The following is a 22,879-nucleotide window of genomic DNA, read 5'->3' as shown; positions in this document are numbered from 1 at the left end:
CGGCCAATCTATTCTTCTGCAAGCACGATATATACCGTCATTGATGCAGCTCAGTATTTTTAATAGAGATTGTTTGCTGGGAATTACAGTGAATGATATCCCCCTGTCGAATAGCGGAATCGACGTCATCCAAAGAACATATTCCTTTTCCTTCGATAACAAACACGTAGGCATTTTTATGAGGATGCCCATGCTGAGGCATCGCTTGCCCTGGGAGAAAGTTAAACACGATGGCCTTGCTTTTTAGTTCATTGAAAACAATTTGTTTTGCCATCTTTTCTTCATCATATGTTTGCAGATCCTGCAGTTTTTTACCGCCATGATTTTTTACTCCATTCTTCTTCATAATTTTAGAGTGTCCGTCTTTTTCAATCCTTATGCCTAATCAACCATCCTGTCACTTCCAAAGAAATTACGAAACATTTGAACGGTCGTATCGCGGTTCATCGACGAGATGGATGTTGTCAAAGGGATGCCTTTCGGACAGGACTCCACGCAGTTTTGGGCCATCCCGCATAATTGGATTCCGTCAGGCCCCATCAGCAAATTCAAGCGCTCATCTTTATTCATGGCACCCGTGGGATGCGCATTCATCAAGCGTACTTGTGAAATTGGGGCTGCGCCGATAAAGTCGGTTTTGTCATTGACATTCGGGCATGCTTCCAAGCAGACTCCGCACGTCATGCATTTGGACAATTCATACGCCCATTGGCGTTTGCGTTCCGGCATGCGCGGACCTTCGCCAAGATCATGGGTTCCGTCAATCGGAATCCAAGCCTTCAATTTTTTCAATGTATCGAACATGGAACTGCGGTCAATGATCAAATCACGGACAACCGGAAATGTTTTCATCGGCTGCAGCCGAATAGGCTGTTCCAGCTGATCGACCAATGCTGTACATGATTGGCGCGCTTTGCCATTGATGACCATAGAGCATGCCCCGCATACTTCCTCCAAGCAGTTCATATCCCATGCAACCGGCGTGGTTTTTTCGCCTTCCATATTGACAGGGTTGCGACGGATTTCCATCAATGCCGAGATGACATTCATGTTCGGACGATATGCTAATTCGAACTTTTCCAAATACGAATCTCCATCTGGAGCATTTCGGCGTTCGATTTCAAAAATTACCGTTTTTGCTGCTTCTCCCAAAATAAATCAATCCCTTCTTTCGTGAATATAAGAACAAACATCATTTACAGAGTAAAGAAACTCTTCTTTGCCGCGAACCTCTTAAAATTTTCATTAAATATAAATCAATACATCCTTATAGTAACATTTATATCTGAATATTCCGAAAATAATTTATAGCTAATTATAAGTAGCTTTCTTTCCCTAGAAAAGGTTAGTTTTTTAAATGGACATCTTTAAATCGGGATAAATATTTTATTCTTAAGACCACCTCTCCACTTAATATAAACCATGACTGCTGCAGAGACCTTGATGTGAATCAAGAAAACTTCATCCTAACCAAACCATTTATACGCTGTGATACACAAAAACGCCTAACTATTAAAACAGTTAGGCGTTTTTTTTTGCGATTCACTCCTCCTGGTTCTCTTCTTCTGCACTGTGACTACAGCGAACAAACTCAGAACGAAAAACAGTCAAATTATTTAGATTTAAAGAAGAATTACCTTTTATTTAAATAAGTCATCGCTAACCTGCTTGAAAATTTCATAGGAATGAATTTCCTTTTTGGGTTCGTAGATATTGGATATGGCTATGATTTCATCTACTGCGTATGTCTGTTGGAATTCAATTATGTCCCGGCGAGTTGTTTCGGCGTCCCCCATGATGGTATACCCCAATCGATGATGAAGAATTTCCAATTCACCTTGTGATAACGATTCAAGAAAATCCTTGGTTGGCGGAATCAGCTGGCTTAAATTGTTTGTATAAATATCGATGTACACCTGCAAATGGCTGGCGGAAATTAATGCAGCCTCTTCCATCGAGTCTGCTGCAATCACATTAATGGCAGCGATCACATAAGGCTCATGTAAATAAGCAGATGGCTGGAAGTTTTCTCTATAAATCGCGAGTGCTTCTTCCATCACCTCAGGTGAAAATTGAGCGCCAAAAGCATATGGCAGTCCCAGATTCGCAGCGATTTTGGCTGAACCGGTTGAGGAACCTAAAATTAGAACCGGAACATTGGTCCCGATGCCTGGATAAGCACGAACCTCTCCCTGATCTTCTTCATCCCCCACATAACGCAAGATATCCCGGACTTCCCGTTCAAAGAAAAACACCCCATTATGATTCGAACGGCGAATCACATCAGCTGTTTTTTGATCTGTTCCCGGCGCTCGGCCTAACGCTAAATCTACCCGGTTTGGATACAAAGTTTCAAGGGTTCCAAATTGCTCTGCTACGACTACCGGGGAATGGTTCGGCAGCATAATTCCACCTGAACCTACCCGAATGTTTTCGGTATTGGCCAATATATGTTGCACGATTGATACGGTAGCGGCACTTGCATAGGCATCGTGGTTATGGTGTTCCGCAAACCAAATCCGTTTATAGCCCATCTTATCGACCGCTTTCGCTAACGATACCGCAGAATCAATCCCTTGTTTCATGGTTTCACCTTGTCTTAATGGAGCAACAGATAAAACAGATACATCAAATTTCTTCATCATTTCACCTCTAAGATTTATTGTTTGCTTCGTTATTATGCAATGGGCATGCCTTCTTCACGGCAGCAAAGACCGTTTAGTCACCGCTCATGAACTTTAACTTCTTGAGTTCTACGCCCCTTCGTTTAAGAGCTTGTTTTACATTTCCGCGGATCGTGTGATTTGAGGCTTGAAAACTGAAAACAGCAAAGTTCCTGCAAATCTTTTTAATAAAGCATGAAATTCTTCCGCATGAACCTTGCCTCCCTGAATCATAACCTCGTATAAACCCCAGCGATCCCTGTATAAATATGATGAACCTTCATAACCATTCCGGGTATAGAACTTTCTTCTGGTGACCCGTTGCTCGTAGTTGCTCGCAGTCTCATCAATGACTTCTATATTGAGGATGATTCGATTGTCCGTGTACTTCTCTTTAATTTCGGCAAGTGCCCGGCCGCCATAGCCTTTTGATCTGGCATTGCCATCGATTGCGATATACAGAACATATGTTAAATCTTCGCGGGTGATTAAATAAGTAAAGCCAACAAATACATCCTCATCATAAATAACAAGGAAGTCTACAAAATCCTTTTTTGCTTTCCATAATAAAAGATTCATAGGTATCCGTTCATTTTTAGGGAATGATCCATCATACAACTCTTTTACTTTAGTGAATTCATTAGATTTTTTTGTTAATGGTTCTAATTTTAAATTCATACCGTTGACTCCTTTTGGTTACTCTTTTCTGCCATCATTTGAGCCCGATTGATTTTAATACGGATAAAAGAGACCCTCCAAGGATCCCCTGCTCTAAAAGTCGAGATCTATTACACGTTTTTCTATTTCCACCTTAATACGAATAAGCTTCTCCGTCATCCGGCACAACTACATTAGACTCGATCCCTTTTTCGTTGATAAAGTTCTTCAATTCTTCTCTGGACAATCCCCAATGGTTCACTGCTTCCATATGGCTAACAACGATGTCAGCTTCAGGAGCAGCCTTGTATACTTCGTATATGTCTTCTTTGCCCATAATAAGAGGGCCAACTGGGCCATCTTCAACAAATTGGTTTTCGCCACCGTTTAGCATAATCACTTCGGGTTTGTAGGTATCGATAATCTCTTGTACTTCTTCATACCAGACGGTATCACCAGCTAGATACAAAGTTTTTTCATCCTTGTGTTGGAAGACAATCCCCATCACATTCCCCATGAGCTTTGCCGTTTCCCCATGTCCATGGCGACCATCCACTTCAGTAAGTTCAACTCCATTAAAGTCTATACCTACTTCTTCTTCCATGACTTCAATATTCGTGAATCCTGCTTCTTTGGCCATTTCAGCATCCGCTTCATCTTGCATAATCAGCTTCATGTCTTTAGGCAGCTGTTCTTTTGCTGCTTGGTCAAAGTGATCTTCATGTGTATGAGTTACGATGACAGCGTCTACACCCTCAAGAATCTCATCAACGGACATTGGCAATTCAACGATTGGATTTCGACCATCTCTTTCGGCAGGAAGGAAAGGATCAAAGTCGCCTTTTTTGGAAAACATAGGATCAATTAAGAACTTTTGACCACCGTATTCAACTGTTACTGTAGCATTTCGTATTTGCTGGACAGTCATATCCTGCTCTTGTTGTAGAGAAGCATTTTGCTCATCAACCGGTTGGGTATTCTGAGAGGTGCCGCAAGCGGCTAATATGCCACTCACTAAAAGCATTGATATTGTAAGCATAGAAGTGTTTTTGAATTTCTTCATAATTGATAAATCCTCTTTTCTAAAATTTAATAGTCTTTTTTCGTTAAGATCGACAACCTAATGACCCGATAGGACTCTTCTGTAGTCATGACCACACTTATCCAGCTCCTTTAGCGGTATAACCTTGTTTACAACGAATATTTGTGAACGTAAGATATTTCGCGGGCGGAAGAATACAGGATTTTTATTGCCTGAAATCAGTGATTGGACAACGTATGCCACCCCTTCTTCCTTCACTGCAGAAGTTATTATATAAGCCACCAACTTAAAGCATGGCCGACGAGTATGGCATTAGTTTCTTCAACTCTTCATAGTGATGTGTCAACTCATTTTTCTGATCCTCCTCCTCAATAGAACTTCGATTTAACACTTTTTTTCAACGCCGTTGAATGTTAAAGAAATCGCAAGGTGCATACTACCTGAAATTTCACGATTAAAATGCCGCAACTCTTTACTCGAAGTTAAATGTATTATATAGTGAGTACAAATCCATAAACAAGTATGCACTTTTTTCGCATATACTATCAGAAAGGATAGTGTAAACATGAAAACATCAAAAATCAATGTGGCTGATAACCAGGAAACCTTCTTTGGCTATACACTTTCCATCATCAATGGAAAATGGAAACTGTTGGTTATTTACTATTTATCGAACAACAATGCAGTGCGTTATAACGAACTTCAGCGTATGATTGGCAAAATAACTTACAGGACGCTTAGTTCAACATTGAAGGAAATGGAAAGTGATGGTTTAGTTCATCGTGAGGAATATCCGCAAATTCCCCCTAAGGTTGAATATAGCCTTACGGAGAAAGGAAAAACGCTCTGGCCGATCATTCAAGAGATGTGCCAATGGGGCGAATTCAATAAAGAGAAATAAAAAAACAATACCGACTCGCTAAGTTTTCCAGCAACATCAGCAAGCATTGGAGTTGCATGAAATTTGAGGAGTTAGGGAATAGGAAAAAGGCCGAGATTCTTGTTTGATCAAGAATCTCAGCCTTTTTTGATAATGCCAGCCAGTAATTTTTTATTCAGAAATGGCTAACTAAAAAAAAACAGCCGAACAGGTCTGTTCAGCTGCCTTTGTGCACTTTACCGTTATTGTACATCGCATGATTATGCGAAAAAAATGCTCAATTTGGAAATTGTATTTACTAAAAAATTCGCTCTATAAGAAAATCGTGTAAAGAAGGAACCAAGGCCAGGGTTTGCACGATCCAATCCTCTGAATAAAATCCATGGAATTAACTGCCGACAATTAATGAACTGCGTTGTTTGATTTCATTTATGGAAAGGTACAAGGTATAATTCCCGTAATCAAGAACTGCATTCAAAAAAAGATTTAATTGTTCTTGGGAAGCCACTTTTATTTTCAAGTGGTAACAACCTTCTCCTGACACCCGATGTGCTTCAACCACCTCTTGTCGTTCGTTAAGAAAATCGATGAACCTCCCGTGGTTGGCTGTTTTCATGTAAATGATGACAAAAGCGGTATAAGAAAAACCTAACTTCATTTCATCAACGATCAGGGAATAAGCTTTAATGACACCGCTGTCCTCTAGTTTTTTGATGCGATTCCCAACTGCCTGTCCTGTCATATGAATTTGTTCACCCAGGTCTTTCCACTGGATACGTGAGTTTTCAGACAACAAGCGAAGGATTTGAAAATCAATATTGTTAAGTTCCATAGTAGCTTCCTTTCATGGTGAAATGTTTTAACACAAAAATGCTTCATCAGCCTATCGATAAAAACCTGGAACCTGTATATCATTAACTTGTAGGAAAAATTTATGAATGGGGTGGAAAAAATGAGCACAGCTTTAATCATTGTCGATATACAAAAGGACTATTTTCCAAACGGAAAAATGGAATTGAGCAATCCTGAAAGCGCAGCTGCCAATGCAGCTAAAGTTCTGGAATGGTTTAGACAAAATCACAAAGAAAATATTTTCCATGTTCAGCATATTGCCAGCAACCCCGCTATGGGATTCTTTCTTCCAGACACCGAAGGTACTGAAATACATGAAGCGGTTCAGCCGTTAGAACATGAAAGCGTCATCGTCAAACATTTCGCAAACAGCTTTCTACAAACAGAATTAGAAAGCCAATTAAAAGAAAAAGGGATAACCAAGTTAGTAGTGGTTGGTATGATGACACATATGTGCATTGATGCCACCGTGCGCGCTGCCGTGGATTTGGGTTACGAAACGACACTGATCGAAGATGCTTGCGCGACAAGAGAGTTAACTTATCAAGATCAGATCGTTCCGGCAGAACAGGTTCATTATGCGTTTGTCGGCGCACTCCAAGGTATGTATGCCGAAGTAACATCGACCGAGGATTTCTTGCAACAGAAAGTCGAAATCCTCTAGAAATGATGACTTCAATATAAATGGAAGCTTGTTTTTTTGCAAGCTTCCATTTATACCTATCTATTAAAATCAAAGAGAAGACTTGGTACTGCCCCCCAAAAGTTGATTTTCCACTCTAACTTTTGGGGGGCAGTACTTTTGCTGTCCACAGCTTCTTCTCTCCCTTTCTGTATATGCAGCTACTGATAATCTGGCGATATGTTGACCGAGATAACATTCTCTAAGTTATCGCTCTTGGGGTTCCAAGAGGAAAACCGTGTTTCTTCGCTGCTTGCTTAGCTATACATTAGCTTCTGAACTATTTTATATAACATCAGCACCCTTCCTTTTACCCCTTTCAAAGTGTGTATGAAAGTATCTCTATAGGGCTTGAAGAGGATAGTCAATGCTAATCAGCCACCTTCTTTTTTCATTGCCTAGTATTAGACAGTTCACTGATTTATTTCTGACTAGGCTTCGATTTTCTTTAGCACTTTCGCAGGCACACCCCCTGCAATTACATTAGGAGGCACATTTCGAGTAACAACTGCACCTGCGGCAATAACAGCACCATCTCCAATTTCAACACCGGGAAGAATTGTGGCATTTGCTCCAATCCAGACGTCTTTCCCAATCGTAATAGGCGCGGGATGCATCGTGCTGCGCTTTTTGGGATCGATGTCGTGATTCAGTGTAGCCAATACCGCATTGTGTCCAATGAGAGCATTATCGCCAATGGTAATACCTCCTTGATCCTGAAAACGGCAACCTGAGTTGATAAAGACATTCTTGCCCACATGGATATTTTTCCCGCAATCCGTATAAAAAGGCGGGAACAAAGCAAACGTAGGGTCTACCGATTCACCAATTAACTGGGAAAACAGTTCCCGAACTTCTGCGGGAGTATGATAACGCCCGTTCAATTCTACAGTTATTTTTAATGCTTCCTGTGAGAGCTGATGCATCATTCGGTGCATTTCCGAACCACCTTCCACTGCTTCTCCTCGGTTCATATGCGCTATAAAGTCACTGATCTCCATTAAAATCCTCCTTTTAATCTTTTCTTATAACTACCAATACCCTAATTATTTTCAGATAAAATCTGTTAGGTTATATTGCTAGTGAAATAATGAAGTAACATAATATAGACGAAGTGTTTGTGAAAACATCATTAATAAAAAAGAAGAAACTATTTTGCAAAAAAACAAGAGAAAAAGCGCTGTCGCCTCCTTCTCTTTAAAATTTGTTCATGAGCTAAGTCTTAAACTTGGTTCAACAAACTAACCCATTCATAATAGTTTGTTTTATTTTAATAATTGCATAATTTGTTCTTTCGTAGGCAGAGAAGAGATTGCCCCTTTTCCAGTAGTTGACAGTGCTCCGCTAGCGTTTGCAAATGCCAGTATTTCTTGATGATGCTTACTTACTATGGCCACTAAATTATCTTGATCAGTATCCAGATTCAACAGCTGATACAAGAAGCCGCCGATGAACGCATCTCCTGCGCCCGTTGTGTCCTCTACTTCGACAGAATATCCCGCGGATGAATATTTTTTGTTCAGGACGTAGAGATCTGCACCTTTCGCACCTTTTGTCAGCACCACTACCTTTACATCCCCTGTAAACAAAGACGCAATTGCTTTTTGTTCTTCCGCTATACCCGTTATAAACTCCAGTTCTTCATCAGAAACTTTAACAATATGCGCCATTGGTATAAAATCCAGAATCGTCTTTCGACATTCCTGCGGATCGTCCCAAAGTGGCAGACGCACATTGGGATCAAAACTGATGACCCCGCCGCGCACCTTGACTGCTTGAATCGCTTTCACATGTGCTTTTTTCATCGGGCTCTCCACTAAATCCACCGAACAAAAGTGCAAGATATCCCCATGATTGAACCAGTCGGCATCTATTTCTGAATCCCGAAAGAGTAAATCTGCAGAAGGATTCCGGTAGAATGAAAAGTCGCGTTCTCCATTTTCACGCAAAGAAACAAACGCGAGGCCGGTTTTCGCCTCTTTTGTTCTGAATACCTTATCTATGCCTACACCGGCCTCTATAAGCTGCTCCAAAAGAAAATCACCAAAGGCATCTTCCCCTAATTTGGTGATCAGTGAAGCCTTTCCGCCAAACTTTGCAACCGCAGCTGCCACATTTGCCGGTGCACCGCCCGGAACTCGCGTAAACGAAACTACATCTTTCAATGCCACTCCTTTTTCATGCGGAATAAAGTCTATTAATAGTTCGCCAATGGAAAACAGCTGCCCCATTTCAGCACACCTCTCTACTTATGCCTTGCGCTGTTTTATAATCCCACTTCACCGCTTTGAACGATGCAGACCCACCCTTTGTAAAAAAGCGGATTTCCTGGCTTTTGCCATCCGGAAAAATCCGGGAGCTAAACACTTCTGCACCATCGTTCACAAAAATCTCCACTGATGAAGAATCGACGAACAAATGGAATTTGTACACATCGCCATCGATGTGGCATTTCCTTACCGTTCCGAATGTGCTGCCAATCACTTGGCCCGATAGCGTTCGGTCAAGGATGACTTTCCCCTGGACCGCATCATACGTAATCACCGTTTTTTCATCTCCATTCGCCCGGAACTCGATTCCGTATTCCAAAGCATCTCTCTGTTCAAACTCGCACACCAGTTCATAGGTGTCACCGGAAAATCCTTCATACACTTTCTTTTCATTTGAAAGGGTATCCGCTGCTTGGACTTTCTTTTTGCGCAGCGACTGAAGTTCGGGAACAGGTTTTTGAATCAGTTTCCCATCGTCGACCGACAATTCCCGAGGAATCGTCAAACAATGCGCCCATCCATTAATGTCGGTAGGGTATTCGATTTCAGGTAACCCCATCCAGCCGACCAACAGACGTCTGCCATTCGGGTCCTGCATCGTATGGGGCGCATAAAAATCAAAGCCTCTGTCCAGTTCGATGAAATGTTCGTGGATCAATTCTTTTCGCTCCAGATCGATTTTCTTGCCCATCACATAACCCGCTTGGTAAATATTTTGATAAAGATCCCCTTCAGGTTCTAGTCCTTGCGGAGAGAAAATCAGGACGCCTTGATTTTCAATTTCAAAATAATCCGGACATTCCCACATGAATCCGAAGGAATCCAATTCTGTGTCCAGTTCTCCTTCAAATTTCCAATCCAGCAGATTAGGTGAACTTAATAAACAGACGGTCCCTGTCTTATCCGTTCGTTGCGCTCCGATCACCGCGTAAAAACGGTCTCCCTCTCTCCACACTTTCGGATCGCGAAAATGCTCTGTATACCCAGCTGGGACATTATCCAGAACGGATTTTTCCAATTTCGTGATTTTCCCCTCGGCATCCATAATGGCAATACATTGATGGGGATGTCTTTCAAAATGCTCATCCCGCGTATTACCCGTGTACAACAAATAGATTTTTCCTTCGTGTTCAACGGCACTTCCCGAATACGCACCATGGCTGTCAAAATAATCGTCCGGTTGGATGGCGATCCCGACATTCTTCCAGTTCACAAGATCTGTGGACTTGGTATGGTACCAATATTTCAAGCCGTGAACCGGCCCTAACGGATGCCATTGATAAAACAGATGGTATTCCCCGTTATAGTTACAGAAGCCGTTCGGATCATTGAGAAGCCCGGAAACCGGTTGAATATGAAACGTTTGCCGCCACAAACAGCTATTGACCTTCGAAATCAATGAATCGATCTCTTGCTGGCTGACTTGATCGAGCCGGATGTATTTCTTCTCCCGCTGCAGTTCCATTTTTAGCATGCTCCTTTTAATAAAAGCAAATCTTACGGTATAACACATTACAAAAACCTTGAATATCTCTAAACTCCTTTTCCCCTACAAAAAGCCCTTTTTGGAAGAGGTTCCAAAAAGGGCTTTTAGAATGTGCCTATCTTCTTGTCACCTGTGATTCTTCAATCAAGATAACTCAAATACATAGATAAGAATAGTTTTTCTTGCTCTATGCTGCTGGTGTGGAAGCGACTAAGCAAGTGAAGCTGAGGACAACATTGTTGGTGGACTAATGGAGCCATAACACGGTTTTCCAGGTTCGTAATATCGCGGTGATGCTCGACAAACTCCTCTTTGCTTATACCTAATTATAGCATGGGAATAACGAAATGAGCTTGTCAAACAACTTGAAAAAACACAATTTTTACAGTCGAGGAAGCCTCAAATTTACTGCCCAAATCCCAAGCTGATGGGCATCTTGTCATGTTAATCGACTGCTCCTCGGAAAAGATTCCCTCTAATCTTTTGAAGCTTCGATTGAATAATATCGTTATTTTGCTACAACGATTTTCTAAACGAATTCCTTGTCTAAATTTTCTGCTTTGGTCCGGCATTTATGTATTTCCGTATGGTTTTCCGGTCAAAGCCGGTATTTTCGGCAATGGCCGTTAGCGATCATTCTTTTTGGTGCAGTTCCCGAATCATAAAAATTTCCTCTATTTTCAACATCGACACATACTCCGCTACAAGATGGTATATGTCAATTATCCTTGATAAATGGGGAATTTTAAAACGGCGTTATTGGGTATTTTATCACCGGCAGTGACACGAATCAGCCAATCTCTTCTTCTGTGTTTTGCTATTAGAATAACTGGTACTTCTAATAACTGCTGAAATATTAACAAATCATTCGTTAAGAGGACTCTTTGGAATTAATCACTGTAATTAAATTCTATTTCATCAAATCTATTGAATATCTCCTGTTTTGCACAATTCAAGCATCGCTTCGGTTACTTCTTTCCGAAGTTGATGCTCAGAAATCATGAAAGCAGCTTGAGACAAAAATAAAGAAACAGAGAAGAAAATTGTAATTTTCTTCTCTGTTTCTCAGGTATATGAGGGGTAGTTCGGCACATCAATGGATTGGTTTTCCACCACCACGTGCTTTCCTACATTTACTTTTCCTTTTGAACACGGTCTTTGTTCACGTTTACAGGCTCTTCGGACTGTTTGATCTGTTGTTCCTTCGTTTGGTTTTCAGATGAGGTGTTTTGGGTGTAATCATTCACATCTATATGCCCTACATCTTCTTCACGCAGGTGACTCTCTGGATCCCAAGTTGCGCTGTTTATTACGTTTCCACGTTCCCCCGTTGTATAGGTTCCCTCTGGTTCCCGAATGGTGTCATCCGAATCATTGCTTGATTGCCAACCGCTTGTTTCTTTACTCGGATTTGGTGCATCAGATTCCCGCCAGTCTGCTGGATTATTCGGGTCTTTTTTTCTAAGTGTAGTGTCCCCATCAGAAGAGTAAGGCTCGTTCGAACTATCGTTGTTAGTATTTGAACTGCCTCTTTCTCGAAGTTCGTTATCCCCTTGTTCTTTTTTTTCGATATTCCTATCTGTACCTGCATCTGCCGCCTGGAATTGCTGCGTGTCTTGCAAATCTTTTCGGACAGAATCATCACGATTATTTTTTTCCATATTGATCCCCCTCGTTTAAAAAGTCTACATAGTAAATTACCCTTTTTCAAGAATATTCAAACTTATTTATTTATCTAAAAAAACATCTTGAAGGCAACGGGTTATTTTTTGAAGTACAAAAAGGATAAATATAAATTGAAAAGCCCTCCATTTCACATCCGATTTGGTGGACTTTTTTTTAATGGAAAATAGGAAAAGCTCCATCTTTATTTCTGGCTATAGGTGAACCTTCAAGAGCTGACTTCAAGTGTTGCCTAACCTAAGTCTAAATGTACTTGTATTTGGTCCATTTCACTTTTCCTTAGGATCTAAATGACAGATGCATAATTTCAGAATAAAACGTTCGTAAAATGATACGGTTACAAACTAAAAAACAAGAACCTCTTACTCAAGTTTCTTGTCTTCCAATAATGCTTGATATGTAAACCTATATCCTTTTGAGATTCGATTTTTAAAACTTTATCGGGTAGCCTTTTGAGTGCATGTTTTTTCTAATGGAGGGCCAGGTCTGTAGACAAACTCATTTTATTGAGTTTGTCTACAGACCTGGCTCAAACTTCATTCAGAAGTTTGGGATTTACAAATTTTATTCAGTATCCCCAGTCATCGACGTGCCACTTGCCGGAATGATCATCCCTAATTAGAATCCAGTTCCAATCGGTGTATAAAAAATCAGGCTCAAAGCCGCCGTCGCCACCTTTAGCATCCGTCTTAAAATTAGATACCAGAACGATTACATTTTCTTTCTTTATTCCGTTTGATGAACCATGGCCATACTTCATATAATCTTTAACCACTCTGTCTGATTCTTCTTCCATAAACCATAACTCTTTAAGTTCCACGCCCTTAAAATTCCTGACCTCTTTCTTTACAGCTATTGCCGCATTAGTTAATTCCTCATCAGAAAACTTCACAGACTCTCCCAAATTCACTTGCACATCAGTAGCTTTGCCGGATTGGCTGTAAAATACACTGGCTATCAACACAAAAACCAGACAAAGGACAAATAAAATCTTCTTCATATGATCCCCCCATCATTTATTTTCAGACACTTGTATGTATTAGATAACGTGAATGACCTGAAACTGGCTCCTTCTCATTCATCTTAGATAGTGGTTTAGCAGCTCTGCCGAATTTCATAGTCACTTATTTCCCTGTAATATGCACACAGTAAATCGTGCTATTCCATTATCCATTATGGATAGGTATGTCTCCAGATTAAGAACATCTTGGTTAATTTCAGTGTCTTCCCCTTGATATCGAGTGAATCATCATGATATGTAAATTGCACTCATTAAGAAAAATTTTTTGAATGTATCATTTTTTCTTGCAAATGCAGTTTTCGTCTGTTTTCGTCGGAAAGTTTATGAAATACAGATTTCTAACTGTATCTTACTTTAGAATAAGGTACATTCAAACCTCTTTAGAAATTTAGGGATGACTCATTTTATTATGGTGAGGTCTTCCCATCCATATGCGACTTCGATCAACCGTTTGCCGGAGATTTCTAAGGATTTGCTGTCCACGACCTTGCCTCCCATCTTTTCATAAAACCTACAAGAGCGATTATCCTTCAACACCCAGATGAGCACCGAATTCACGCCTTGGTTCTTCAAATCGTTGACCACTTCTTTTAGCAGAAATCTTCCTACGCCTTTGTTCTGTTCATGTTGCAATACATAGATGGAATAGACTTCGCCGTCCAGCTTGTCATAGTTCCCCGTCCTTTCTTTGCCGCCGTCCGCAAAACCGATGATCTTTCCCTTTTCGTCTTCTGCGACAAAGACATCGCCATTTTCAAGATTCTGCTGCCATAATTGTTCCCTGGCATCGTATGTCAGTTGATTCAAGTAGTCGTCCGGAACGATGTTTCGATACGTAGTCATCCAGCTATCAACATGAACTTGAGCTATTCCCCTTGCATCCAAAAAATTTGCTTTTCTAATATTCAATTCTAGTCTCCTTACTTATGAATTACCGTAATCTGAATGTAACTTAATTAGTATTAAGTTACATTCAGATTCAATAAAGAAATCCCCTTACATATCCGTATTTCAGAAAAGATAAAACTTTGCTGGAAATAATTTGGTACAGTAGTCACATATAATTTAAAGCAAGGAGAGATGTCATCATGAACGAAGTTGGAGAGAAGCCAACGTTCGCAGAGAAAATGCAGCAGCATGAAACTTTAATTTTAATTATTAGCGCTGCCTTAGGAGTAATATTGATGAGTTTTTATGAAAATGATTATACTAATACCTTTGCTATTCGACTGGCTTTATTCTCTCTTTTTGTCTTTCTTTTTACCGTTGCATTCAACCGAAGAGAAAGTAAATTGAATGTTTCAGTAGTGACTATTATATATATTTGTCTTTTTTTATATTGGTTTAAATAGGTTTAATAATTAAAAAATAGCCTTCATAAAGCAGAGTTCTGAATATTACTTACTTCACAATAAGTTACATTTGTTTTTCGGCTATTTAATCAAGTAAAAATTGAAGTTAAGAATGTTAGATAAGAAGCATTTAATTCCACGTTGCAATTGTACATTCTCGATCTTCTAGCCAAAAACTATAAATTTCATTTTGGTTCATGTTTACTAATTTTATTCTTTCGTAACTGGTTTTTGGCATCTCAAACTGCAATTTCTGAATATCCTTTATCCAAAAAAACTTTAATTCAGTAGAGTTTTCTATTAAAAATTCTTCGATAGCAGCATTGTAATTTTGAGATGGTATTCTTAAGAGCTTAAAAGAATAGCTCGTACTAAGCACTTCGGCTTGTTTTAATACTTTAACTACTGGGAGATGGGGAATACATACAATCAAAGAAAAATCGTCCTGAATCAACTGGCAAGTAATTGCAGCGAAAGAAACTTCTCGCATTTCCTTCAATCTGTCTGGTATCGTATTTGATTCATAAGGAACTGGAAATAAAAACTCATACCGATCTTCCAGATTTTCTAACTCCCACTTTGTATAGAGTCTTTCCATAAAAACATCCTATCTTCATTTTGGGTTGTAATTCTTTCGTGACTCCGAATGTAACTTACTTACCAATAAGTTACATTCAAAATCATTAATCCTTACATAATTATTTAGATTTCCATCTGCTTAATTGAAATAAAAGTACCAAAATAAATAAATCATCCCCATCATAACCAAAGCAATTAAAAGAGCAACTCCCCTATAAACGACTAATTGGAATCTTTGAGGAAATATTTTTTCGCTTACCCATAAGACAAAGGCAAAAACTAATCCCACAGCCGCAAAGATTCCATCGCCATAGGAAAAGGCATCATCGAATTCTCTTTCCTCTTCATTTTTATAGGGTTTCAATCCAGCATACAAGCCGGAAAGTGCAAAGTATCCGAACAAAACAGTCGCAAGCCAAGGAATCCATACCTGCACATGATTTCCTCCATTTCGGTAACAACTATCTTACTTTTAAAGTTTTTTTTAGTCTGGACAATAAAAGATAAGAGCAATTTTTATATGGAATAGATAATCGAATGTAACTTAACTGCATTTAAGTTACATTCACATCCAGTAATTCCTTGGTTATTTTTTGTTCAATTTAGCTGCCCATTCCTTAAAACATTCAGGTGGCAATTCCAATTTGGAAAGGTCTTCTTTCATCAGTTTTTCATACGAAGAAAAACCGTGGTCATACAAATCCCACTGACACTCAATATCCCCGGGCAATAGAAAAAGCTAATTCATCCTGGTCATCTAAATCTTCTTCTTCCCAAGCCATTGTTAAATTATCGCACCACATGCAAAAATCAACTTGAGAAAATTGGTTTTCTTTCTTGCAGACTTCATCTAAAAGAGTCTTAAGATTTTCATATGAATACGGAAGATTGATGCTAGTTTTATTCCAATTCCACTCCACAAGGTAATCCTCCTCTTTTAGTACGGTTTCATCAGCAGTGCAACTTTAGATTTTCATTTTTTACCAATAATACCATATTAAAATTATACTCAATGAAAATTTATCAGAAAATAACCGTTCGTAAAAAGACACTTTTACAGACAAAAAGGAGAGAAAAGGTGCTCTTGCCACATCTTCTCTCTCTTCATATTCAAGCAGCTGCTCATAAAGCGGCCATATGTAAACTGTCTTTTATTGGTCTAGTTCACCATAAATTACTGAAAAAACACAAAATGCTAAAGTCGAACACCCCAGTAATGGTTATCTTGTAAACCATTTTGTAATCTATATTCTAGATCACTTTAATTTTCTCCCTGATAATCGCTGACTATTGAGGAAGGTGAAAATACAACTTTTAAACTTCCATTAAGCTCATCCTTTAACTTTTCAGTGAGATCCATTCCCAATTTATTGTGTTCTTTCTCAAGCATCTGTCCATTAGGAAGCAATCTGTCTATCTCCCAATCAATCAAGTTCCCATAAGCTACAGCCCACTTATTTAATTCAACTTGCAAGTTAGTTGAGACTGGCAAATCTTCTACTTCAAGATTGCATCCACAATGAATGCACCAAAGAGGATCTGTTCCCACATCCCCTTCCAATTTCACTTCATGTGTTTCCTGTTTTTCGCACAAACATCTCATAAGTTTATCATTCGTTCCTTTCATGTCTTCAGCTACATAATAGGTGTTAAGCAAAAGAGAAGGTAATTCAATAGAAAGTCGTTAATAAATTATACCTTTCGTTTATAAGTTCGAGTACATTATGTGCTCCATACCATAACGCTCATTGATGAAAATCCGAGTACCTGATAATAAATTTCTTAACTAAAACTTCTTCTAATTCGGTTAAAAAACAATCTACTGCTTTCATCAAATCAGCAGAGGTTAGGGTATCATCCTGTTTAAATTCCTGCCAAATCGAAAAGAGAAGCCACTCTTCTTCGCTTTTTTTAATAAAAGCTAAGATTGGGCCTTCTCGTTCATCGTGTTCCATCGTGAAAAAGTAAAAGTTGTTTACGGCTCATTGATCTTTCATTCTCCAACTTTTCAAATCTACTCCCAGTTCAAGGATCGCTAAGGACGGCTCCAGGAAAAAATTGACTGATTAATGCTAATTTGTAATTCTCCCTGTACATCGATCAATAAATTCCCGTTTTTATGTTGAAGTAACTTTTTATCCAATTTTAACGCCGGATCCAATTTAAAATCGATTGACAGATTTGCCATGTCTTCAGTCCCTTAGCAGAATTCTATTTGAACTTTTTCTAAATATAACTTCACTGCCCTGCCCTGCACTTTAGTTACATTCCCTTCCAACTGGAACCATTTTCTAATGAAGCTTCGTCTCTGTATTTCAAAAAAATAATACGATTTGGATCCCTTGTTTGCTTTTCATTGATAGTGCTTGTTAATTCAATGATTCTTCGTCTTAATCCACTAAAGAATGCATATACATATCCACTTTAATTGTAGTTCCTGTTAAGTAACAAAATTCTATTACTTCTTCATTAAACTAGATCCAAGGCTGTTCGTCACCATATATGCTAGGGACAATCATCAGGACAAAAATCACGTCATATTGTTTCTTTATCTGATTGAGAAGTGGAATTTTGTTTTTTAACCTTTTAATAGTATCCCTGCACTGGGCTTCTACATCTAATCTATCAATATCGGATTTTTCCGCATCCCATGAAGAGAAACGATACTTAGGTCCACTCACTCTGCTGTCCCCATAGGCCCAACTACTAAAAGGCTGAATGTCCAGCAAATCAGTTATCTCTATTGGATTGAACATTCCTTTTTTATTAGCTTGGAACCCGCGGTCGCCCAGTTCCCCATTACTGGCAATTCCAAAATACGTATAGCTATTCGTTTTTTCCATAGTATCCCCCTAAGCCATTTTAAATAGTTTTCCTACGCACAATAGTAATGGTCTGTTTTCAAATACTCTTTCAATCATATTACCAGTAATCAGAAAATATCTTATGAAAATTATTAATCAAATCGATTTAAAAAGCGTTCGTAAAAGTCCACTTATACAAACAAAAGAGGAAGAATAGTGCTTTTCCGGCACTCTCTTTCTCTTTTGTGTTTGCTATAAGAATTACTTCTGCTTCTGATGATCCCTCATATGTAAAATAATGATGAATTTAGCGTAAACTTTTAGGTTAAGAATATTAAAGAGTTATCCCCTCTTCCTACGTCTTTAAATAGATTTGATTTGTTCGCTAAATTAAGATTTTGCGAACAAACGTTGAAAAGAAGCGCTACTACTTTGTAATACACTCCCTTCAATCTTGTACTGATGAAACTGAAACAGATGCGTGCAGTGAAATCTAGGAGATTTTCCGATTAGTCCAGCATCTAGATAGAACTAATTGCCACAATTGCATGTTGCTGACCGCCATATCTAAAATGGACAGTTGTCCGTTTCATTATCGGTATCCAATCGTTCACCGATAAGAAAAGTCCATTCCACTGCGTATGCCTTAGTTCATTTTCATCTTTACGGAACAACTAGGCATTAACGAAAAGTTTCTCAGGGGGCAATTTCGAAAATTCTTCCGCTGTCCGGAATAAAGAGAAAGGAGATATGCTCGTTGCTGGATGGCACGGTTCCCGCAAAAGCATAGCCCCATCTGGGCGCGAAGGGATGCCAGGCATCGTCCCGACCGAGGGGCAAGTTGTCTTGGTCCATCAGATGTAGATCCTGGCCGTAGGTAGCAAAAATCTGTTCCCGGGCTTGCTGATAGGTAAATTCCGGAAGCGAAAAGAAAATCGAGGCTCCCACCATTAGCACAAAAAAGAAATAGGCTCCATATCGCTTTTCCGGTATAAGGTGTTTGTGGACGATTACATGCAGACTTAAAAGGATGATCGGGGTGTTCAAGAGCATCACGTGGTGATAAATTTGTGCATCCACGACAAAGATAAGAAGTAAAACAACGAGGGATAAGATAAGGCCGACCCCATATTTTTTCACCAATTTTCTCCCTCCTTCTGTTGGTACGACCTAAATTTCCCTACAAACAAGTTACTTAAGGATTTTTACTAAAGTAAACAGAGTGCCGCCAAGGAAAAGGCGAGTCCAGTAAAATCAAGGATGTGAATGTATCTTTTTTTCAGAAATCTTTATTTCTTCGTTATTTCTGGGAAAGTCAATGGAACCAGGGTTTTGAATGTAACTTATTTAGACATATGTTACATTCAGTTTTCCATAAAAAAGTCCAAAAGCTCTTATTGTCGGTATGCGTATTGACGATAAGAGCTTTTGAGTACGTACTGCCTCAAGACGATTGTTTTTGACTTTTTTTCTGAAGCAAATTAATTAAGTAAACTACTAATAAAATAATTGCAGTAATCACTAAAGAATAACCAGCTGTTTTGAAAAAGTATTCGGAATCCGTTAATAATGCTGGTGAAACCATTCCATTTACATCAGTTGTCATTATTGTGTGATCGCCTAGCAAATAAGTGAGAATAAATACAATTAAAAATGAGAATCCAGCGACTTTCCAAAACTTGTTGTTCATTGAACTCCCCCTAAATAATAAATCCATATATACCAAATTGTACCACGACTTTGAATGTAACTTAATTGCTATTAAGTTACATTCAGTTCTAACAAAAAATATTTAGCTAGATTTTTCTTTATTTGTTTTTCCGATTTGATATCCTACTACAATTCCAATGACTATGCCTATTAGTCCTCCTGCATTCCAATCATCTGTAAAGAAACTAATTACGAACCATGCTACTAGTGCCCCTAAGATTGCTAAAAGTAAACCTTTCATTTTGTCCTCCATTCGAATCTTTGGTCTGTTTTTAAACTTTAACATGTAATTTAATTAAATATTCTAAGTTTTATAGATATTTTAAGGAATGAAGTATTTTGCTAATTTGAATGTAACTTAATCACAATAAGTTACATTCACTATAGATAGAACAGCTACAGTTGAATAAGTTTTCGTGTAATACTGAACTTGTCTAATTTCTTTTTAAGATAGGTTGTATAAATAATCTTCCAACAAATATAATCGGAATGATGCTAATAAGTGGGACCCATCTTACTTCTCCAAAGAGAATAAGGTGCAAAATAACTGATACTACAAATGTTACTAATACCACTGTAAGTGCATCTTTTAAGTACTTGGTCATTAAGAAACCTCCCCCACTAAGATCATATTACTCCATAAGATATCTACTTTTACTTCTCTTTCTAACCAAGCTCTTAAAAGCTTTACTAAGTCAATATAATGGAATCTGAATGTAACTTAACTGCACTTAAGTTACATTCACATCCCCTAAATTAGCGCCTTCTATTTGTTCCAGATCCTGGCCCATAAACTTCGTGTATCTTTTTTAGGTGTTACCGTTTCAGGTTCGCTTTCTGGCTGCTGTGAGGACGATTCTGGCGCATCTACCTCGGATTCTTCCTGTACTGGTGCAAGTAATTGTTTCTGTTGTGCTTCCATCCGATCAATCTTCTGCTGCATTTTCTCCAGGACTTCTACAAACATGATATCCCGTTCTTTTTGACGCTCCTCTTGTTGCTGTAGCTGGATTTTTAGCTGTTTGACTTCATTGCGTAGCAGTTGCTATGTCGTCGCTATCGCGCTCACGTGGCGCTACAGAGATGCCCCTTTTTATATCATAGATGCTTCTATGACAGCATCTTCAAGCGATTTCTTACCGCTATGCACTGTCGCTATGATGCTTTCAATCGCTATGTACTCGCTATCCGTGTAAAGACGGGCATTTTTATGGGTTCGTTTGAATTGAATGCCCTCCTGTTCGAGCAAAGCCGAATACTTTCGCAATGTAGAGGGTTGAATATTTAATTTGGCACTTATTTCACTCGGCGTCATCATCAAACCATCACCACCTCTTTTGGTTTCATGTTATAAGAGTTCGATCACTCATACATGTTTTAGTTTTTTTCATCGAACAGTTTGCTGAAATTTTAAGGATAGTAAGATTGCTCTTCGATAATTAAGTTGACAGCATCTTTTAACTTTATTAACTCGTAAGAATGTCCGATAAAATCTAATTGGAAATCTGCAGAGTAATTAATAAATTTTAAGTCAAAGTTATGATATGCCCCTAAATCAATAGTCAGTAAAAAGTTTCCGGTATTATCTTCTAAGAGCTCAAATGAGTCATATTTGCTTTTTGTTTTTCCTTTTTCAATTTCTTTGCCAATATCCTTTAACACCTTTTGAGTGATCAGCAGCATGTCTTTATTAAATTCCATAAACATCGTCGTTATTTCTATAAAATTTTTATGAGTAATTTTAAAACGGTATTTTTGATTTTCTTCTTCCAGAACTAATTTCCATTCCTGGTCTTCAAGTAATTGAATCATAGAACTACTCCTTTTGCTTTTAGCAATTTAAAGTCCTAAAAGTGCATAGTTAAATTATGAGCCGAAAAATAGAAAGAAGCTATCTGTTTTAAAAAAACAGCAGCAGCGCTTACCAGTATTGGTAGTTTACATATCACAAGTTATCGGGAGGAAGAAAAATGATAGAAGCCAAATATAAAGACCTCATGGTGAAGTTTCTTACGGGTGAACTATCGGCCGATGAATTTCAAACAGTTTACATGAAAAAATTTATTGAATGGGATGATCGAATGACGGAAGCTCAATTTGAGATTTTGAATGCTGTCTTTGAAGCTGCAGATTGTTACTGGCATGAATGTCTTCCAGTACAAGAAACTCCTTTTGAAATTTCTGAGCAACAACTTCGAAAAGAGATCACGGAAGCGTTGTTTAGATTAAATCAATTGATGGACAATCAATAGAAAAAGAGAAAGAAGCTGCTAATAACCAGCAGCTCCTTTTTTTATAACTTCCGATAATTCATGATATGTAAACTTTGTCCTTCACTATCCTAGCTTTAAGCCTGACAGAATAGCCTTTTGTATGTATCATTTTTTCTAGCAAATTCACTTTCTCTTGTAATGCTTCTAACTTCTTTAGAATAGGGGGGCATGAATGTAACTTAATTTGTAATAAGTTACATTCAACCATCGTTATGTAAACTGCAAATTCTAGATAAAAGTGTGATACTAAGAACGTGAAATATTCTTCCATGTAAAGGAGGCAGCACTAATGGATAAGGTTTTTATCATTCCTGAAACTATTGGGTCGGATGGAGAAATGCTTTTGTGTGAGGATGGTCAAACTGTTGAGAAGTTTCATATGGCTCCTTTTGAATCTATTGCTGATCCTAATTCAACAGGTGAACTACTCGTTGAGTTCATTTGTACAAAATTCCTATTTCCAATCTATTTTACATTTGAACCGTTTAATGGGATGGAAGAGGATTTGGAAGGCCTTTTTCAAGGCAAAAACATTGAATACTCTTTAAGATTTGAGGGGCTGAAAAACAAACGGTTTCCTGTTTTTAAACTCACCATCGAAACCCCTTCTTCACTGGCATTTGTTATACAAGAAACTTTTTGGATAGCAACTTGTAATAACTTCTACGCCTTTTCATTCTCAGATAATATCGTGTATAAATCCGTGTTAGGGAAGGGCTGGTTTGGACGTGAGAAGACTTGGATATGGCCTCACTTTGATATGAATGGTGCATCGACAGTTATCGAGATTTGGCATGATGGGGATGGGTTTAACCTCTATACAACCGAACCCCGTTCCTCGACAATTGAAAAGCTGGCCAGCTATTTTCCAGTTGAAACATCGATTGTAAACAATGAAGATTGAATGTAACTTAATTGCTATTAA

Annotated in this window: 28 protein-coding genes and 1 pseudogene; 5 read left to right on the top strand and 24 right to left on the bottom strand. The window is 38.6% G+C overall.

Annotated elements, in window-relative coordinates; genetic code table 11:
* Window positions 1-37: 37 nt before the first annotated feature.
* The 5 genes from AC4EHJ_RS02255 to AC4EHJ_RS02235 all read right to left on the bottom strand — a co-directional run bounded on the left by AC4EHJ_RS02255 (window position 38) and on the right by AC4EHJ_RS02235 (window position 4,248).
* Window positions 38-346, bottom strand: coding sequence for a cupin domain-containing protein (locus AC4EHJ_RS02255; RefSeq protein ID WP_490973966.1), 309 nt, complete (start codon window positions 344-346; stop codon window positions 38-40).
* Between the two features lie 35 nt (window positions 347-381).
* Window positions 382-1,152, bottom strand: coding sequence for a succinate dehydrogenase iron-sulfur subunit (gene sdhB, locus AC4EHJ_RS02250; RefSeq protein ID WP_490973965.1), 771 nt, complete (start codon window positions 1,150-1,152; stop codon window positions 382-384).
* 488 nt (window positions 1,153-1,640) lie between these two features.
* Complete coding sequence (locus AC4EHJ_RS02245; RefSeq protein ID WP_490973964.1) at window positions 1,641-2,642, bottom strand: LLM class flavin-dependent oxidoreductase; 1,002 nt, start codon at window positions 2,640-2,642, stop codon at window positions 1,641-1,643.
* A gap of 138 nt (window positions 2,643-2,780) precedes the next feature.
* Entirely contained in the window at window positions 2,781-3,341 is a 561-nt protein-coding gene (locus AC4EHJ_RS02240; RefSeq protein ID WP_490973963.1) for a GNAT family N-acetyltransferase, read from the bottom strand.
* A 133-nt stretch (window positions 3,342-3,474) separates the two neighbouring features.
* The gene (locus AC4EHJ_RS02235; protein ID WP_490975603.1) at window positions 3,475-4,248 is read right to left on the bottom strand and encodes an MBL fold metallo-hydrolase; all 774 of its coding nucleotides are present in this window, start codon (window positions 4,246-4,248) and stop codon (window positions 3,475-3,477) included.
* A gap of 679 nt (window positions 4,249-4,927) precedes the next feature.
* Here AC4EHJ_RS02235 and AC4EHJ_RS02230 point away from each other — a divergent pair.
* Entirely contained in the window at window positions 4,928-5,263 is a 336-nt protein-coding gene (locus AC4EHJ_RS02230) for a winged helix-turn-helix transcriptional regulator (RefSeq protein WP_490973962.1), read from the top strand.
* 367 nt (window positions 5,264-5,630) lie between these two features.
* Here the strand turns inward: AC4EHJ_RS02230 and AC4EHJ_RS02225 are convergent, their stop codons facing one another.
* On the bottom strand, window positions 5,631-6,074 hold the full coding sequence (locus tag AC4EHJ_RS02225; RefSeq protein ID WP_490973961.1) for an Lrp/AsnC family transcriptional regulator: 444 nt from the start codon (window positions 6,072-6,074) through the stop codon (window positions 5,631-5,633).
* 120 nt (window positions 6,075-6,194) lie between these two features.
* Here AC4EHJ_RS02225 and AC4EHJ_RS02220 point away from each other — a divergent pair, with 120 nt between their 5' ends.
* Window positions 6,195-6,758: a cysteine hydrolase family protein gene (locus AC4EHJ_RS02220; protein WP_490975602.1), complete on the top strand. Its 564-nt coding sequence runs from the start codon at window positions 6,195-6,197 to the stop codon at window positions 6,756-6,758.
* Window positions 6,759-7,207: 449 nt separating this feature from the next.
* Here AC4EHJ_RS02220 and AC4EHJ_RS02215 read toward each other — a convergent pair whose 3' ends face one another.
* The 6 genes from AC4EHJ_RS02215 to AC4EHJ_RS02190 all read right to left on the bottom strand — a co-directional run bounded on the left by AC4EHJ_RS02215 (window position 7,208) and on the right by AC4EHJ_RS02190 (window position 14,079).
* Complete coding sequence (locus tag AC4EHJ_RS02215) at window positions 7,208-7,777, bottom strand: sugar O-acetyltransferase (RefSeq protein ID WP_490973960.1); 570 nt, start codon at window positions 7,775-7,777, stop codon at window positions 7,208-7,210.
* A gap of 264 nt (window positions 7,778-8,041) precedes the next feature.
* Window positions 8,042-9,007: a carbohydrate kinase family protein gene (locus tag AC4EHJ_RS02210; protein WP_490973959.1), complete on the bottom strand. Its 966-nt coding sequence runs from the start codon at window positions 9,005-9,007 to the stop codon at window positions 8,042-8,044.
* A 1-nt stretch (window position 9,008) separates the two neighbouring features.
* A complete protein-coding gene (locus AC4EHJ_RS02205) occupies window positions 9,009-10,511 on the bottom strand; it encodes a glycoside hydrolase family 32 protein (RefSeq protein ID WP_490973958.1) in 1,503 nt (500 codons plus the stop codon).
* Window positions 10,512-11,665: 1,154 nt separating this feature from the next.
* Window positions 11,666-12,193, bottom strand: coding sequence for a hypothetical protein (locus AC4EHJ_RS02200; protein ID WP_490973957.1), 528 nt, complete (start codon window positions 12,191-12,193; stop codon window positions 11,666-11,668).
* Between the two features lie 590 nt (window positions 12,194-12,783).
* Entirely contained in the window at window positions 12,784-13,215 is a 432-nt protein-coding gene (locus AC4EHJ_RS02195) for a DUF4829 domain-containing protein (RefSeq protein WP_490973956.1), read from the bottom strand.
* Window positions 13,216-13,635: 420 nt separating this feature from the next.
* On the bottom strand, window positions 13,636-14,079 hold the full coding sequence (locus AC4EHJ_RS02190; RefSeq protein ID WP_490973955.1) for a GNAT family N-acetyltransferase: 444 nt from the start codon (window positions 14,077-14,079) through the stop codon (window positions 13,636-13,638).
* 245 nt (window positions 14,080-14,324) lie between these two features.
* Here AC4EHJ_RS02190 and AC4EHJ_RS02185 point away from each other — a divergent pair, with 245 nt between their 5' ends.
* Window positions 14,325-14,588 carry a hypothetical protein gene (locus tag AC4EHJ_RS02185; RefSeq protein ID WP_490973954.1) on the top strand — a complete coding sequence of 88 codons (264 nt, stop codon included), beginning with the start codon at window positions 14,325-14,327 and terminating at the stop codon, window positions 14,586-14,588.
* 130 nt (window positions 14,589-14,718) lie between these two features.
* Here AC4EHJ_RS02185 and AC4EHJ_RS02180 read toward each other — a convergent pair whose 3' ends face one another.
* The 12 genes and pseudogenes from AC4EHJ_RS02180 to AC4EHJ_RS02125 all read right to left on the bottom strand — a co-directional run bounded on the left by AC4EHJ_RS02180 (window position 14,719) and on the right by AC4EHJ_RS02125 (window position 21,493).
* Window positions 14,719-15,186 (bottom strand): hypothetical protein, encoded by a 468-nt coding sequence (locus AC4EHJ_RS02180; RefSeq protein ID WP_490973953.1) that lies wholly within the window; start codon window positions 15,184-15,186, stop codon window positions 14,719-14,721.
* Window positions 15,187-15,306: 120 nt separating this feature from the next.
* Entirely contained in the window at window positions 15,307-15,603 is a 297-nt protein-coding gene (locus AC4EHJ_RS02175; protein WP_490973952.1) for a hypothetical protein, read from the bottom strand.
* A gap of 277 nt (window positions 15,604-15,880) precedes the next feature.
* Window positions 15,881-16,087 carry a hypothetical protein gene (locus AC4EHJ_RS02170; RefSeq protein WP_490973951.1) on the bottom strand — a complete coding sequence of 69 codons (207 nt, stop codon included), beginning with the start codon at window positions 16,085-16,087 and terminating at the stop codon, window positions 15,881-15,883.
* A gap of 341 nt (window positions 16,088-16,428) precedes the next feature.
* A complete protein-coding gene (locus AC4EHJ_RS02165) occupies window positions 16,429-16,794 on the bottom strand; it encodes an immunity protein CdiI family protein (protein ID WP_490973950.1) in 366 nt (121 codons plus the stop codon).
* A 118-nt stretch (window positions 16,795-16,912) separates the two neighbouring features.
* Window positions 16,913-17,134, bottom strand: a pseudogene (locus tag AC4EHJ_RS02160) (DUF7878 domain-containing protein); the annotation flags it as partial.
* A 507-nt stretch (window positions 17,135-17,641) separates the two neighbouring features.
* Window positions 17,642-18,010, bottom strand: a complete 369-nt coding sequence (locus AC4EHJ_RS02155; RefSeq protein ID WP_490973949.1) for a DUF4279 domain-containing protein — start codon at window positions 18,008-18,010, stop codon at window positions 17,642-17,644.
* A 657-nt stretch (window positions 18,011-18,667) separates the two neighbouring features.
* The gene (locus AC4EHJ_RS02150; protein WP_490973948.1) at window positions 18,668-19,114 is read right to left on the bottom strand and encodes a hypothetical protein; all 447 of its coding nucleotides are present in this window, start codon (window positions 19,112-19,114) and stop codon (window positions 18,668-18,670) included.
* A 301-nt stretch (window positions 19,115-19,415) separates the two neighbouring features.
* Window positions 19,416-19,661: a hypothetical protein gene (locus AC4EHJ_RS02145; protein WP_490973947.1), complete on the bottom strand. Its 246-nt coding sequence runs from the start codon at window positions 19,659-19,661 to the stop codon at window positions 19,416-19,418.
* A gap of 102 nt (window positions 19,662-19,763) precedes the next feature.
* Window positions 19,764-19,922, bottom strand: coding sequence for a tRNA U-34 5-methylaminomethyl-2-thiouridine biosynthesis protein (locus AC4EHJ_RS02140; protein ID WP_490973946.1), 159 nt, complete (start codon window positions 19,920-19,922; stop codon window positions 19,764-19,766).
* Window positions 19,923-20,447: 525 nt separating this feature from the next.
* Window positions 20,448-20,648: a hypothetical protein gene (locus AC4EHJ_RS02135; RefSeq protein WP_490973945.1), complete on the bottom strand. Its 201-nt coding sequence runs from the start codon at window positions 20,646-20,648 to the stop codon at window positions 20,448-20,450.
* A 126-nt stretch (window positions 20,649-20,774) separates the two neighbouring features.
* Complete coding sequence (locus AC4EHJ_RS02130; RefSeq protein ID WP_490973944.1) at window positions 20,775-20,999, bottom strand: MerR family transcriptional regulator; 225 nt, start codon at window positions 20,997-20,999, stop codon at window positions 20,775-20,777.
* A gap of 92 nt (window positions 21,000-21,091) precedes the next feature.
* A complete protein-coding gene (locus AC4EHJ_RS02125) occupies window positions 21,092-21,493 on the bottom strand; it encodes a hypothetical protein (protein ID WP_490973943.1) in 402 nt (133 codons plus the stop codon).
* A 158-nt stretch (window positions 21,494-21,651) separates the two neighbouring features.
* Between AC4EHJ_RS02125 and AC4EHJ_RS02120 the strand changes: the two genes are divergently transcribed.
* Both AC4EHJ_RS02120 and AC4EHJ_RS02115 read left to right on the top strand, forming a co-directional pair.
* Complete coding sequence (locus AC4EHJ_RS02120; RefSeq protein ID WP_490973942.1) at window positions 21,652-21,933, top strand: colicin immunity domain-containing protein; 282 nt, start codon at window positions 21,652-21,654, stop codon at window positions 21,931-21,933.
* Between the two features lie 310 nt (window positions 21,934-22,243).
* Complete coding sequence (locus AC4EHJ_RS02115) at window positions 22,244-22,858, top strand: hypothetical protein (RefSeq protein WP_490973941.1); 615 nt, start codon at window positions 22,244-22,246, stop codon at window positions 22,856-22,858.
* Window positions 22,859-22,879 lie beyond the last annotated feature (21 nt).

The organism is Planococcus sp. TJ-301 (genome assembly GCF_058268475.1).
Note: the sequence above shows the minus strand (reverse complement) of the source record. Positions and strands in the feature narration are given on the sequence as shown.